Origin of the sequence: Oryzobacter telluris (genome assembly GCF_043099285.1) — a bacterium.
In the GTDB taxonomy this organism is placed as follows: Bacteria; Actinomycetota; Actinomycetes; order Actinomycetales; family Dermatophilaceae; genus Oryzobacter; species Oryzobacter telluris.
This window is the reverse complement of record NZ_CP170723.1, coordinates 3,440,406-3,453,725: the sequence shown is the minus strand read 5'-3', so window position 1 is coordinate 3,453,725 and position 13,320 is coordinate 3,440,406. Positions and strand designations below refer to the sequence as shown.

The following is a 13,320-nucleotide window of genomic DNA, read 5'->3' as shown; positions in this document are numbered from 1 at the left end:
CTCATCCTCCCACGGTGAACAAGGCGGCGACGGCACGTCGGTCGGGCTTGCCCGGCCCCGCGAGGGGGACCTCGTCGACGACCAGCACCCGCACCGGGAGGGCGTGGTCGGGGAGGACGCCGCGCAGGTGGGCGCGCAGGTCGGCGGCCGTGGGGCCGCGCCGCACGGCACCGGGCCGCATCACGAGCAGGACGCTGACGGCCTCGCCCCACTGCGGGTGCGGCGTGCCGACGACGACGACCTCGCGCACGCCCGGGACGTGCTCGACCACGGCCTCCTCGACGAGCCGGGGCGCGACCTTGAGGCCGCCGGTGTTCACCAGGTCGTCGACCCGCCCGTCGACGTGCAACCGCCCGTCGGCGTCGGTGTGGCCGACGTCGTCGGTGCGGAACCAGCGGGTGCCGTGCTCGTCGGTGGTGAACGCGGCCCCGGTGAGGTCGGGTCGGCCGAGGTAGCCGTGGGCCAGCGTGGCGCCGCCGAGGCTGATCCGGCCGGTGTCGTCGAGGGCGACCTCGGTGCACGGCAGCGGGCGGCCGTCGTACACGCACCCGCCGGCCGTCTCGCTCATCCCGTAGGTGGCGACGACGGTGACGCCGGAGTCGGCGGCCCGCCGCCGCAGGTGGGGCGCCAGGGCGGCGCCGCCGACGAGGACGGCGTCGAGGGAGCGCAGCGCCTCCGCACCGTCGGGGTCGTCGAGGAGGCGGAGCAGCTGGGTGGGCACGAGGCTCGTGTGGTGCCGCACCCCCGGCTCGAGCCGGGCGGCGGCGTCGGCGAAGGCGCGCGGGGTGAAGCCGTCGGTGAGGTCCATGGCGACGGGGATCGTCCCGGCCTCGACCGACCGGAGCAGCACCTGGAGACCGGCCACGTGGTGCGCGGGGAGGGGGAGCAGCCACTGGCCCGGTCCGCCGAGGCGCTCGTGGGTGCCCTGCGCGCTCGCGCGCAGCGCGCCGGTGGTGAGGAGGGCGTGCTTCGGGGTGCCGGTCGACCCGGAGGTCCCGACGACGACGGCGAGGTCGTCGGGGAGGTCGGCCGGGCCGTGCGGGGGCAGCAGTGGGGCGGGTGACGAGGCGGCGTACGGCGCCACGGGGGCGCCACCGGCGAGGGCCTGCTCGAGCCGCGGGAGGAGGGCCAGCGCCGCCTCCCCGGCGGGCACCGGCAGCTGCTCGAGGACGAGGTCGCCGCGCGGGACGGGGCGTCCCGTCATCGGTGGAGGTGGTCGCGCCAGTCGAGGGGGACGCGGCCGCGCGGTCCGGGGGAGCGCTGGTCCTCGGGGTGGGACGTGGGCTCGGCGAGGGCCGGGCCGTCGACGACCGCCTCCTCCGCGTAGTCCCAGAACCAGTCCTCGCCGGGCTCGAAGCTCTGGACGACGGGGTGCCCGCTCGCGGCCGCGTGAGCCGTGGCGTGCTGGCCGGGGGAGCTGTCGCAGCAGCCGACGTGACCGCAGGCCGCGCACCGGCGCAGGTGGACCCACCAGCCGGGCGGGTCGTGGGACTCGCAGTCGGCGCAGCCGGGGCCGCTCGGCGGCACCGTGGGGTCGATGGCCGCGGTGGGGGCCGAGTCGCTCATCGCGCCGCCTTCCTCGTGCTCGTCAGGTCCTGCCGTGGTGGCGGTGGGGGAGCCGCACGCGCACCAGCGTGCCACCCGGGCCCGACGTGATGGTGATCTCCCCCGAGTGGCGCTCGACGACGATGCGCCGCGAGATGTCCAGGCCGAGCCCGGTGCCCTTGCCGACCTCCTTGGTCGTGAAGAACGGCTCGAAGGCGTGCGCCTGCACCTCGGGCGTCATCCCGCTCCCGGTGTCGGCGACCTCGACGACGACCCAGCCGGGCGCGTCCTCGTCGGGAGCGGCCGAGACCGTGAGCGTGCCGTGGCCGCCCATCGCGTCGACGGCGTTGTCGACGAGGTTGGTCCACACCTGGTTCAGCTCCCCGGCCATCGCCTCGATGGGCGCCAGGCCGGAGGCGTAGCGCCGTTCGACGGTGACGTCGCGCAGCTTCTGGCCGAGCATGACGAGGGTGCTGTCGAGCCCCTCGACGAGGTCGGTGTCCTGGAGCGAGGCCCGGTCCATCTGCGAGTACGAGCGCACGGCGGCCACGAGGGTGGAGATGCGGCCGGTGGCCTCCTTCACCTCGCCGAGCAGGCCGTTCATCGAGACCGACGCGGTGACCCACTCGACCGCCGGGGTGAGCGACGCGGCGGGCACGGCGGCCGCGAGCTCCTCGCACCAGGCGAGGTCGGCGCCCGCACCCGCGAGCACGGTGGCCAGCACCCAGCCGCCCGCCACGTCGTGGTCCTGCAGCCACTCGCCGAGCTCGTCCTCGCGGTCGGCGAGGTCGAGGCCGGTGAGCCCCGAGTCGGTGTCGCTGATCCGGCGGCGCAGCGTGTCGACCGTGGTGAACTGCCGTGAGGTGATGCCGCCCTCGGCGAGCCGGGCCAGCGTCTCCAGCCGCTGGTCTGAGGTCTGGCGCAGGGCGTCGACGGCCCGGGTGGCCGCTGCGGCGGGGTTGTTCAGCTCGTGCGCGAGGCCGGCCGACAGGGTGCCGAGCGCGACCAGCGCCTCACGCTGCCGGGCCGTGGCCTCGATGCGCCGCACCGTGTTGACCAGGCCGTCGATGAAGTGCAGGCCGAACGGGAACCACAGCCGCGACAGGCGCCGCAGCTCGGCCGAGGACAGGCGCAGCACCCGACCGGCCGCCTCGACCCGCGCCGTCGCGAGGTAGCTCCCGAACTCGTCCCACGCGGCGAACCCGCCGGCCCACTGCCCCGGGGTGGCCATCATCCCCATCGTCGTCTCCTCCGAGCCGACCCGGCGGGAGAGGGCGACCGTGCCGTCGAGGAGCACCCACCAGGTGTCGGCGGGGGTGCCCTCGTGGAAGAGCTCCTCGCCGGGGGTGGTGCGGTACTCGTCGGCGGACCCGAGGAGGTCGTCGAGCTGGCCGTCGTCGAGGCCGTCGAAGAGGCTGAGGGCGCGGAGCTCGGCGCGGTCCATCAGACGGTCGCCAGGTAGCGGTGCACGAGGTGGACCGACATCGCGCCCTCGCCGACCGCGGAGGCGACGCGCTTCATCGAGTCGAGGCGGACGTCGCCCGCGGCGAAGACGCCGGGGACGCTCGTCTCCAGCGCGTACGGGGCGCGGGGCAGCGGCCAGCGGTCCGGTCGGTCGGGGTGCTGGAGGTCGGGCCCGGTGACGACGAAGCCCTTCTCGTCGCGGGTGACCTCGTCGCCGAGCCAGTCGGTGCGGGGGAGCGCGCCGATGAAGACGAAGAGCCAGTTGGTGTCCTGGTCGCAGCGTTCGCCGGTGTCGCGGTCGACGAGGGTGAGGCGCTCGAGGTGGTCGGTGCCGTGGGCCGCCGCGACCTCGCTGCGGAAGCGGACCTCGACGTTCTCCGCCGCCCGGATCCGCTCGACGAGGTACTCGGACATCGAGTCCTCCAGGCGCCCGGCGCGCACCACCATGACGACCCTGCTCGCGACCTTGGCGAAGTTGAGGACGGCCTGGCCGGCGGAGTTCGCGGCCCCGACGACGAAGACGACCTGGCCGGCGGTCTGGGCGGCCTCGCTGGCGGAGGCGCCGTAGTAGACACCGCGCGACCCGAGCGCCTCCAGCCCGTCGGCCTCGAGGCGGCGGTAGGCCACGCCGGTGGCCACGAGCACGGCCCGGCTCTCCACCTCGCCACCGCCGGCGAAGCGGACCGCGTGCACCGGTCCGCGGTGCTCGAGGGCGACGACCTCCTGTGCCAGAACGGTTTCCGCACCGAACCTCGAGGCCTGGGCGACGGCCCGGTGGGTGAGGTCGGCGCCCGAGACGCCCTTGGGGAAGCCGAGGTAGTTCTCGATGGCGGCGCTCTGGCCCGCCTGCCCGCCGGGGGCGTCGCGCTCGACGACGACGGTCCGCAGCCCCTCGGAGGCGGCGTACACCGCTGCGGCGAGGCCGGCCGGTCCGCTGCCGACGATGCACAGGTCGTAGAGCGGCTGGCCGGCCCGGGTGCGCAGGCCGAGCGCCTCGGCCACCGCGGTGCTCGTGGGGCTGCGCAGCGTCTCGCCCTCGGGGACCAGCACGAGGGGGAGGTCGGAGGTGTCGGCCCCGGCCAGGGCGACCAGGCGCCCGGCCTCCTCGTCTCGCTCGACGTCGAGCCAGCGGTACGGGATGTGGTTGCGCGCCAAGAAGGTTCGCACCTCGTGGCCGCGGTCGGACCACTGGTGGCCGACGACGCGGACGACGGCCTCGTCATCGGGGTGGTCGTGCCGCCAGGCCTCGAGGAGGTCGTCGACGACCGGGTAGAGCTGGGTCTCGGGCGGCTCCCACGGCTTGACCATGTAGTAGTCGAGGCCGATGTCGTTGATCGCCCGGATGGCGACGTCGGTGTCGGCGTAGGCCGTGAGGAGCAGCAGCCGGGTGTCGGGCGAGGCCTCGCGGACCCGCGCCATCATCTCGATGCCGGTCATCCCCGGCATCCGCTGGTCGGAGACGACGAGGGCGACGCCGCGGCCGCGCAGGAGCAGCTCGGTGAGGACCTCGAGGGCCTCGGCGCCGGAGGTGGCCCGGACGATGCGGTGCTCCTCGCCGTAGCGGCTGCGCAGGTCGCGGACGATGGCGCGGACCACCTGCGGGTCGTCGTCGACGGCGAGGATGGTGGGGCGCGCCATCCCGTCACAGTAGGGGCGCCCGGGGACGTCCGGAAGGGCTGCGTGGTCGGTCGGCCCGAGGCCTCGCGCGCGGGGCCCGCGTGCTCCACCATGGGGGTGGCGGAGGAGGTGCGGCGTGGACGAGGCGTACACGGCTTACCTGGAACGGTTGCGCGCCCACCGGGCCGAGCTCGGTGAGGCGATGGCGGCGCTCGATGCCGCGCTGGCGCTGCCCGTCGGGCTGGGCTCCGTGTGGCGCCGCCGGGTGCGGGCCGCGCTCACCGAGCTGGCCCACGACCTCCAGGACCACGTCGAGCTCACCGAGGGCGCGGGCGGGCTCTACGACGACCTGCGCCGCAGCTCGCCGCGGCTGTCGAGCCGGGTCGACCGGCAGCTCGCCGACCACGCCGTCGTCCTCGCCGAGGTCGAGCGGCTGCTGGGGGAGCGCGACGAGGGCTTCACCGACGAGGAGGAGGTCGCCGCGCACCGTGAGGCGGCCACCGCCCTCGTCGGCATGCTCATCCGGCACCGGCAGCGGGGGTCGGACCTGGTCTACGAGGCGTATGCGGTCGACCTCGGCGGGTCGGGCTAGGGCGCGTGGGTCAGAAGTACCAGGGGAAGGGCGACCAGTCGGGGTCGCGCTTCTCGAGGAACTGGTCGCGCCCCTCCACGGCCTCGTCGGTCATGTAGGCGAGGCGGGTGGCCTCGCCGGCGAAGACCTGCTGGCCCATGAGGCCGTCGTCGAGGAGGTTGAAGGCGAACTTGAGCATCCGCTGCGCCTGGGGGCTCTTGCCCATGACCTCGCGGGCGACCTCCAGGGCGGTGGACTCCAGCTCGGCGTGGTCGGCGACGAGGTTCACCGCGCCCATCCGGTGCATGTCGTCGGCGGAGTAGGTGCGTCCGAGGAAGAAGATCTCGCGGGCGAACTTCTGCCCCACCATCTTCGCGAGGTAGGCGCTGCCGTAGCCGCCGTCGAAGCTGCCGACGTCGGCGTCGGTCTGCTTGAAGGCCGCGTGCTCCCTGCTGGCGATGGTGAGGTCGCACACGACGTGGAGGCTGTGCCCGCCACCGGCCGCCCAGCCGTTCACGACCGCGACGACGACCTTCGGCATCGTGCGGATGAGGCGCTGCACCTCGAGGACGTGCAGCCGCCCGCCCTCGGCCTTGACCCGGCGCTCGTCCACGGTGTCGGCGGTCGTGCCGTCGGCGTACTGGTAGCCCGAGCGGCCGCGGATGCGCTGGTCGCCGCCCGTGCAGAAGGCCCACTTGTCGGCGGAGCCGGTGCCCTGCGGCCCCGGCCCGTTGCCGGTGAGGAGGACGACCCCCACGTCGGCGGTGCGGCGGGCGTGGTCGAGGACGCGGTACAGCTCGTCGACGGTGTGCGGCCGGAAGGCGTTCATCACCTCGGGGCGGTCGAAGGCCACCCGGACCGCGCCCAGGCCCACGGCACGGTGGTACGTGACGTCGGTGAGGTCCTCGAACCCGGGCACCTCCTGCCAGGCCTGCGGGTCGAAGGTCTCGCTCACTCCGCTGATCGCGCTCACGGCGGCAAGGCTAGCCGCGGGGCGCGTTGGGGCCCGGGGCGGGCCGTCGGGGTGCTCCGGCCCGGGGTGTCGGTGGACCGTCCTAGCGTGGAGGGCATGAGCCTTCGCTGGTACACCGTCGTCGTCGACTGCCACGACATCGCCGCCCAGTCGCGGTGGTGGGCCGAGACCCTGGGCTACGTCGTCGTGTGGGACAGCCCGGCCGGCGTCGCCATCGTCCCGCCGTGGGCCGCCACCTCGCCCCTCGAGGACGCCGACGAGTGGCGCCGGCAGCCGCAGGGGATGGTGTTCGTGCCGGTGGAGGAGGGCAAGGAGGTCAAGAACCGGCTGCACCTCGACCTCGCGACGCACACCTCCGACGACCGCGACGCCGAGATCGCGTCGCTGCTGGCCCGCGGCGCCGGGCGGGCCGACGTGGGGCAGCCCGCCGACGCCGGGTTCACGGTGCTCCGCGACCCCGAGGGCAACGAGTTCTGCGTGCTCGGGGCCCGGTCGCTCTGAGGCCGCGCGGCCGGCGTGGGTAGCGTCGGCCCCGTGCTGCCCGACCTCGATGAGCTGCTCGCCTCCCTGCGCGTCGTCGCGATCCCGATGCGGGTGCGCTTCCGCGGCGTGACGACCCGGGAGGTGGCGCTCGTCGAGGGCCCCCGCGGCTGGGGCGAGTTCGGGCCGTTCCCCGAGTACGAGCCGGCTGAGGCCGCGCGCTGGCTGGGTGCCGCGGTGGAGGCCGCATGGGTCGGTTGGCCCGTCGCCGTGCGGCCGAGCGTTCCGGTGAACGCCACCGTCCCGGCGGTCGGGCCCGAGCGGGTGGCAGAGGTGCTGGCCCGGTTCCCGGGGTGCACCACGGCCAAGGTCAAGGTGGCCGAGCGCGGGCAGACGCTCGACGACGACGTCGCCCGGGTCGCCGAGGTGCGCGCCGTGATGGGGCCGCGGGCGCGGGTTCGGGTCGACGCCAACGGGGCGTGGACGGTGGAGGAGGCGGTGGCGGCCCTCGCGCGCCTGGCCCCGTACGACCTCGAGTACTCCGAGCAGCCCTGCGCGACCGTGGAGGAGCTGCGCGACCTGCGGGTCGCGCTGGCGCGCAACGGGATCGACGTCCCGGTGGCGGCCGACGAGTCCATCCGGCGGGCCGAGGACCCCCTGCGCGTCCGCGACCTGGAGGCGGCCGACATCGTCGTCGTCAAGGTGGCCCCGCTGGGTGGGGTCGCGGCGGCGCTGTCGGTCGTCGAGGCGTGCGGGCTGCCCGCGGTCGTGTCGTCCGCGCTCGACACCAGCGTCGGCATCGCGGCCGGGGTGGCGCTGGCCGCTGCGCTGCCCGACCTCGACCACGCCTGTGGCCTCGGGACGGTCGCCCTCCTCGACGGCGACGTGACGGCATCGTCCCTGGTCCCGGTCGGCGGTCGGCTCGCCGTGGGGCGTGTCGCGGCTGATGCCGACCTCCTCGACCGGTGGGCCGCGCCATCCGACCGCGTCGCGTGGTGGCGCGAGCGGGTCGGGGCCTGCCACGCTCGTCTGGAGCACCTCGGAAGGGAGCAGCCGTGAGCACCGTGCGCTGGGCCTGGATCTTCCTCGACACGCCCGCCCCCGACGCCGAGGCGTCGTGGCGCTTCTGGTCGGAGGTCACGCGCACCTCCGTCGCGCCCACCCGCGGCGACGACGGCGAGTTCTCCACGCTGGTGCCGCCCCGCGGTGGTGCGTGGGTCAAGCTGCAGGCCGTCGGCGATCCGTCCGGCGGCGTGCACCTCGACCTCGACGTCGACGACGTCCACACCGAGGCGGCGCGGGCCGAGTCGCTCGGCGCCGAGCGGGTCGGCGCGATCGGCGACACGGTCGTCGTCCTGCGGTCGCCCGGCGGGTTCACCTTCTGCCTCACCACCTACCGGGGCGAGGAGGGCGACGGGCTGGTCCGCGAAGGGCTCGAGGTCGCCCTCGACCAGGTCTGCCTCGACGTGCCGCGCGCCGCGTGGGATGTTGAGGCCGCCTTCTGGCCGGCGCTGACCGGGTGGGAGCTGCGCGACTCCGACGAGCCGGGGTTCGCCTACCTCGTGCGGCCCGGCGAGCTCGCGGTGCGCCTCCTCCTCCAACGGGTCGAGGAGGACGACGGGCAGGTCCGCGGCCACGTCGACCTCGCCTGCGCCGACCGCGCCGCCGAGACTCAGCGCCACGTGGCCGCGGGCGCGTCCGTGGTCCGCGAGCACCACTTCTGGACGGTGATGGCCGACCCGGTCGGCCGCGTCTACTGCCTCACGAGCCGCAGCCCGCAGCCTCCGCCGGGACGCTGAGGCTCAGGCCTCCAGCGGCAGGCCGAGGAGGGCGTTCTCGACGACCTCGGCCAGGGCCGGGTGGATCCAGTACTGCTCGCGCGCGACGTCGATCGCCTTCTGGCCGAAGCTCGCCGCCTGGATCAGCGGCTGGATGACCGTGGAGGCGTGCGGGCCGATGACGTGGGCGGCGAGGACGTGGCCGGACGGGTCGGCGTGGATGGTGAGCAGCCCCGTGGTGTCCTCGAGCGCCCAGCCGTAGGCGACGTCACCGAAGGCCTGGGTCTTCGAGACGAACGCGGTGCCCGCCTCCTCCAGCTGGGCGGCCGTGGGACCGAACGACGCGACCTGCGGGTGGCCGAACACCGCGTGGGGCACCGGCCGTCCGTCGAGCCGACGCGGCTCGCCCGCGAGGCGACCGGTGTCGACGGCGAGGTTGTGCGCGACGACCCGCGCCTCGTGGTTGGCCACGTGCTTGAGCTGGTGGGAGGAGCAGATGTCGCCCAGCGCCCAGACGCCGGGGGCGGTGGTGCGCAGCTCGTCGTCGACGACGAGCAGGCCGTCGTCATCGACCTCGAGCCCGCCGGCCGCGGGGTCGAGGAGGTCGGTGTTGGGGCGGCGGCCGACGGCGAGGAGGACGGCCTCGGCCTCGACGTGGCCGACCCCGGCGGGGCCCTCGGTGGTGAGGCGCCAGACGCCGTCGACGCGCTCGGCCGCCGTGACGCGGGTGGTGAGGCGCAGGTCGTAGCGGTCGCGCGCGACCTCGGTGTAGCGGTGGGCGACCTCCACCTCCTCGTGGGTGAGGAGCGTGGCCGAGCGCTGCACCTGGGTGACCTCGACGCCGAGCGAGGCGAAGACGTGGGCCAGCTCGCACGCGACGAAGCCGCCACCGATGACCGCCATGCGGGCGGGCAGGGTGTCCAGGCGCATCACCGTGTCGGAGGTGTGGACGCCGGTGGTGGGGTCCGCGTGGCGCAGGCCGTCGACGTCCAGGCCGTTGGGGCGCGAGCCGGAGGCGACGACGACGCGGTCGGCGGTCAGCTCCTCGCCGGTGTCGAGGGCGAGGCGGCGCTCGCCGGTGAAGCGCGCGCGGGTGCGGTACAGGGTGACGTGGTCCTGGCCCGTGCGGTACGCCTCGCCGCCGGCCGAGATCGGGTCGATGCGACCGAAGATGCGGTCCCGGATGGCCGGCCAGTCGACGGTGGGCGCGGCGAAGGTGAGGCCGAGACGGCGGGCGTCGCGGGCGTCCTCCACCCGGTCGGCCGGGACGACGAACATCTTCGTGGGGATGCAGCCGACGTTGAGGCAGGTCCCGCCGAAGGTGCCCTTCTCGACGATCGCGACGTCGAGGCCCTCCAGCTCCGGCGTCAGCAGCGAGTTCCCCGAGCCGCTGCCGATGATGACGAGGTCGTGGTGCGGCATGCCGGTCAGCGTAGGTGGCGGTCGTCCACAGGAGCGGTGCCGGGGCGGGGTCGTCCACAGGATGACGGTGCCGCTGTCGCTCGTCGTCGTCCTGCGATGGGGTGGTGGCAGGGAGCTCGGTGGGGGTCCGATGAGGGGAGGCTGAGGTGGGGGGCGGCGCAGGGGGAGGCGACGTGTCGGGCCTGCACCAGCTGGCGCACCACCTGCGGGCGGTGGCGGCGCGGGTCGAGGTGCGGCGGGCCTCGCTCGGCCCGGCGTCCCTGGCGTGGTGGGAGGGGCCGGGGGCTGACGCGCACCGCGAGCAGGTGGCGGTCCGGCGGGTCGCGCTCGCCGGGCTGTGCGACGACCTCGTGGAGGCGGCTCGCGAGGCCGAGGCGCTCGCGGTGCAGCTCGAGGCCAGGGGGCCGGCGCCGTGAGGGTGGCCGTGCGGTCGGAGTCGTTGGCCGCCGCGGCAGTGGTGGTGGTGGGGCTCGCCGACGTCCTGCGCGGCGAGGCCGCGGTCGTGGCCGGCGCGCTGGCGGTCACGGGGCACCCCTTGCGGTGGGGTGGCCCGGGCGTGGCGCTCGACGGTGGGGTCTGGGTGGCGTGGGCGCGGCTCGAGGGCCGGGTGCTGTCGCTCGCCGGTCCGGGCGGCCTGCTCGGCGAGGCGTTCGCCCTCGACGCGGTGGCCCTCGACCTCCGTGCAGCCGCGCGGGTGTACGCGGAGGTGGAGCGCTCGGTCGCCGCGGTCCTGGCGGGCGTGGCGCGTGGCGCCGACCTCGCGGCTCGCGGCGGCTGGCTCACCGACGGGTCGAGCCGGCCGGTGGCGCATCTCGTGGCTCCGACGCTCACCGGTCCGCTCGTCGGGGGACCCTGGCCCGGTGCGCCTGGCGGCTCGCTCGGTCGGGCGGAGGGAGCGGCCGACCTCGTGGCCGCCGGCGCCGCGCTCGGGGGTGGGCGGGTCCGGGTCCTCGAGACGCTGGCGCCCGACGGCGGGGCCGCCTGGGTCGTCGTCGTGCCGGGGACGCAGGAGTGGTCGCCACGCGCCGGTGCGAACCCCTTCGACCTCACGAGCGACGTCCGGGCCGTCACCGGGGACGCGACGGTGGCGGCCGCGGGGGTCGCGGCGGCGGTCGACCTCGCCAGGTCGTCGTCGCCGCGCTCGCGACCCGACGACCCCGTCCTGCTCGTGGGACAGAGCCAGGGCGGCATCCTCGCGGCCGCGCTCGCGAGCGACGCCACCTTCACCGCGCGCCACCGCGTGACCCACGTGGTCACGGCGGGGTCGCCGGTGGGCGTGTTCCCGGTCCCGGGGTCGGTGCGGGTGCTGTCGGTCGAGCACGCCGACGACCCCGTGCCGCGCCTCGACCTCACGCCGAACCCGGCCCGGTCGTCGTGGCTCACCGTCGTCGCCCCGCCGGCCGAGCTGCCCGTCGACCCGCGCCGCCACGCCCTCGACGCGTACGTGGACACCCTGCGCACGGCCGAGGACGCGCCGCGGGGCACCGTGCCGGGGCTCGACGCGTGGCAGGCGTCGGCCGGGGCCTTCGTCGGGGCGCCCGTGCGGTCGGTCACGGAAGTGGTGGTCGAGCGGTCGCTCGCCGGGAGGGAGGAGGCGGCAGGAGGGCCGGGGTGAGGAGTCGCCGGACGTCCGGCGGGCCGGGCGGTGCGGTGGCAGACTCACGGCCGTGAACCCGTCCTCGGCCCTGGCATCCGTCCTCGTCGACGAGCTGGTGCGGGGCGGTGTGCGCGAGGCGGTGCTCAGCCCCGGGTCGCGGTCGGCGCCGCTGGCGTACGCCCTCGTCGAGGCCGAGGCGGCCGGGCGGCTGCGCCTCCACGTGCGGGTCGACGAGCGCAGCGCCGGCTTCCTCGCCCTCGGGCTGTCCAAGGGGTCGGGCCGTCCGGTGGCCGTCGTCACAACGTCGGGGACCGCCGTGGCGAACCTCCACCCCGCCGTCCTCGAGGCGCACCACGCGGGGGTGCCGCTCGTCGTCCTCAGCGCCGACCGGCCCCACGAGCTGCGCGGCACCGGCGCCAACCAGACGACGCACCAGCCCGGCATCTTCGGCGTCGCGGTGCGGTACGCGGTCGACCTCCCGGCGCCCGTGGTGCGCCCCGGCCTCGGACCGTTCTGGCGCAGCACGGTCTGCCGCGCGCTCGCCGCGGCCACCGGCGCGACCGGACCCCGACCCGGGCCCGTGCACCTCGACGTCTGCTTCCGCGAGCCGCTGGTGCCCGACCTCGACGACGCGTCCGAGGCGCCGGCCTGGCCGGACTCGCTCGACGGCCGTCCCGAGGGCGCGCCGTGGGTCCGCGTCGACCCCACGGCGACCACCTCGGTGACCCCCATCGAGGAGGTCGCGCGCACCCTCGTCGTCGTCGGCAGCACGAGCGACCCCTCGGTCGCGCACGACGCGGTCGTCTGGGCCGGGGAGCGCGGCCACCCCGTCGTCGCCGAGCCCTTCGGACTGGCGCACGTGCGGGACTCGGCCCTGCCGCACGGACCGCTGCTGCTCACCGCCACCGACTGGCTCGACGCCCATGCCCCCGAGCGGGTCCTCGTGGTCGGGCGGGTGACCCTGTCCCGCGCCGTGGGGGCGCTGCTGCGGCGCCACGACCTGCGGGTCGAGGTGGTCTCGGAGGGCGGCCCCTGGCCCGACCCGTCGCACGTGGCGGTCGCCGTCCACGCCGTCGACGCCCTGCGCGCCGAACCCGACCCCGACGCCGTCGACCGTGCTGCCGGAACCGCGTGGGGCGACGAATGGTCCTCTGCCGCAATCCGTCTCGCGGAGGCCGTTGCCCACGCGCCGACCCCTTGGCCGGGCGGGCTCGCGGTCGCCGCGTCCCTCGGTGCCGCCCTGCCCGATCTCGCCGTCCTCGTCGTCGGCTCGTCCAACCCGGTGCGCGACCTCGACCTCGGCGTCGCCGGGTCGGTCGCGGCCGAGGTCGTCGCGAACCGGGGGCTCGCCGGCATCGACGGCGTGGTGTCGACCGCCACCGGGGTCGCGCTCGCCCGGGCCGGTGAGCCGGTCTACGCGGTGATGGGCGACCTCACCTTCCTCCACGACGCCAACGGTCTCCTCGTCGGCCCGGACGAGCCGCGCCCCGACCTCACCGTCGTCGTGGTCAACGACGACGGGGGAGGCATCTTCACCACGCTCGAGCCTGGGGCGCCCGAACGAGCCTCGGCCTTTGCTCGCGTGTTCGGCACCCCGACGGGCACCGACCTGGCGGCCCTCTGCGCCGCCCACGGGGTGGGGCACACGCTCGCCGCGACGCCCGACGAGCTCGCTGCTGCCGTCGCGGCCGCCCCCAAGGGCCTGCGCGTGGTCGAGGTGCGCGTCGACGCCACGACCCACCGGACGGCCCACGCCGACCTCCGCGCCCTCGCCGCCACCACCCTCACCTCCGACTGACTGCGCCCAGCGAATGCGGCTCGCCGCGCCGAGGGTTCACCCAGCGCAATGAGTCGAGGTTCGGGGTGGGGTGTC

13 protein-coding genes are annotated in these 13,320 nt (G+C 75.8%); 7 read left to right on the top strand and 6 right to left on the bottom strand.

The window, feature by feature from the left end:
- Position 1 precedes the first annotated feature (1 nt).
- From menE to ACFLFB_RS16045, 4 genes are read right to left on the bottom strand one after another with little or no spacing between them, the layout of a single operon-like run.
- Positions 2-1,204, bottom strand: a complete 1,203-nt coding sequence (gene menE / locus ACFLFB_RS16060; RefSeq protein ID WP_392543173.1) for an o-succinylbenzoate--CoA ligase — start codon at positions 1,202-1,204, stop codon at positions 2-4.
- Complete coding sequence (locus tag ACFLFB_RS16055; protein ID WP_392543172.1) at positions 1,201-1,566, bottom strand: UBP-type zinc finger domain-containing protein; 366 nt, start codon at positions 1,564-1,566, stop codon at positions 1,201-1,203. Before ACFLFB_RS16055 ends, menE begins: the two co-directional genes overlap by 4 nt.
- Before the next feature lie 22 nt (positions 1,567-1,588).
- Complete coding sequence (locus ACFLFB_RS16050; RefSeq protein ID WP_392543171.1) at positions 1,589-2,989, bottom strand: ATP-binding protein; 1,401 nt, start codon at positions 2,987-2,989, stop codon at positions 1,589-1,591.
- Positions 2,989-4,647 (bottom strand): FAD-dependent oxidoreductase, encoded by a 1,659-nt coding sequence (locus ACFLFB_RS16045; RefSeq protein WP_392543170.1) that lies wholly within the window; start codon positions 4,645-4,647, stop codon positions 2,989-2,991. Before ACFLFB_RS16045 ends, ACFLFB_RS16050 begins: the two co-directional genes overlap by 1 nt.
- Before the next feature lie 115 nt (positions 4,648-4,762).
- Here ACFLFB_RS16045 and ACFLFB_RS16040 point away from each other — a divergent pair, with 115 nt between their 5' ends.
- The gene (locus tag ACFLFB_RS16040) at positions 4,763-5,218 is read left to right on the top strand and encodes a hypothetical protein (RefSeq protein WP_392543169.1); all 456 of its coding nucleotides are present in this window, start codon (positions 4,763-4,765) and stop codon (positions 5,216-5,218) included.
- A 10-nt stretch (positions 5,219-5,228) separates the two neighbouring features.
- Here ACFLFB_RS16040 and ACFLFB_RS16035 read toward each other — a convergent pair whose 3' ends face one another.
- Positions 5,229-6,170: a 1,4-dihydroxy-2-naphthoyl-CoA synthase gene (locus tag ACFLFB_RS16035; protein ID WP_392543168.1), complete on the bottom strand. Its 942-nt coding sequence runs from the start codon at positions 6,168-6,170 to the stop codon at positions 5,229-5,231.
- 96 nt (positions 6,171-6,266) lie between these two features.
- Between ACFLFB_RS16035 and ACFLFB_RS16030 the strand changes: the two genes are divergently transcribed.
- The 3 genes from ACFLFB_RS16030 to ACFLFB_RS16020 are packed head-to-tail and all read left to right on the top strand — an operon-like array spanning position 6,267 to position 8,449.
- Positions 6,267-6,671, top strand: coding sequence for a VOC family protein (locus ACFLFB_RS16030; protein ID WP_392543167.1), 405 nt, complete (start codon positions 6,267-6,269; stop codon positions 6,669-6,671).
- 33 nt (positions 6,672-6,704) lie between these two features.
- A complete protein-coding gene (locus ACFLFB_RS16025; protein WP_392543166.1) occupies positions 6,705-7,709 on the top strand; it encodes an o-succinylbenzoate synthase in 1,005 nt (334 codons plus the stop codon).
- Positions 7,706-8,449 carry a VOC family protein gene (locus ACFLFB_RS16020; RefSeq protein WP_392543165.1) on the top strand — a complete coding sequence of 248 codons (744 nt, stop codon included), beginning with the start codon at positions 7,706-7,708 and terminating at the stop codon, positions 8,447-8,449. Before ACFLFB_RS16025 ends, ACFLFB_RS16020 begins: the two co-directional genes overlap by 4 nt.
- Positions 8,450-8,452: 3 nt before the next feature.
- Here the strand turns inward: ACFLFB_RS16020 and ACFLFB_RS16015 are convergent, their stop codons facing one another.
- The gene (locus ACFLFB_RS16015; RefSeq protein WP_392543164.1) at positions 8,453-9,850 is read right to left on the bottom strand and encodes a mycothione reductase; all 1,398 of its coding nucleotides are present in this window, start codon (positions 9,848-9,850) and stop codon (positions 8,453-8,455) included.
- Positions 9,851-10,023: 173 nt separating this feature from the next.
- Here ACFLFB_RS16015 and ACFLFB_RS16010 point away from each other — a divergent pair, with 173 nt between their 5' ends.
- From ACFLFB_RS16010 to menD, 3 genes are read left to right on the top strand one after another with little or no spacing between them, the layout of a single operon-like run.
- Positions 10,024-10,266, top strand: coding sequence for a hypothetical protein (locus ACFLFB_RS16010; protein WP_392543163.1), 243 nt, complete (start codon positions 10,024-10,026; stop codon positions 10,264-10,266).
- 8 nt (positions 10,267-10,274) lie between these two features.
- On the top strand, positions 10,275-11,465 hold the full coding sequence (locus tag ACFLFB_RS16005; RefSeq protein ID WP_392543162.1) for a hypothetical protein: 1,191 nt from the start codon (positions 10,275-10,277) through the stop codon (positions 11,463-11,465).
- Between the two features lie 52 nt (positions 11,466-11,517).
- On the top strand, positions 11,518-13,245 hold the full coding sequence (gene menD / locus ACFLFB_RS16000; RefSeq protein ID WP_392543161.1) for a 2-succinyl-5-enolpyruvyl-6-hydroxy-3-cyclohexene-1-carboxylic-acid synthase: 1,728 nt from the start codon (positions 11,518-11,520) through the stop codon (positions 13,243-13,245).
- The last annotated feature ends 75 nt before the right edge of the window (positions 13,246-13,320 follow it).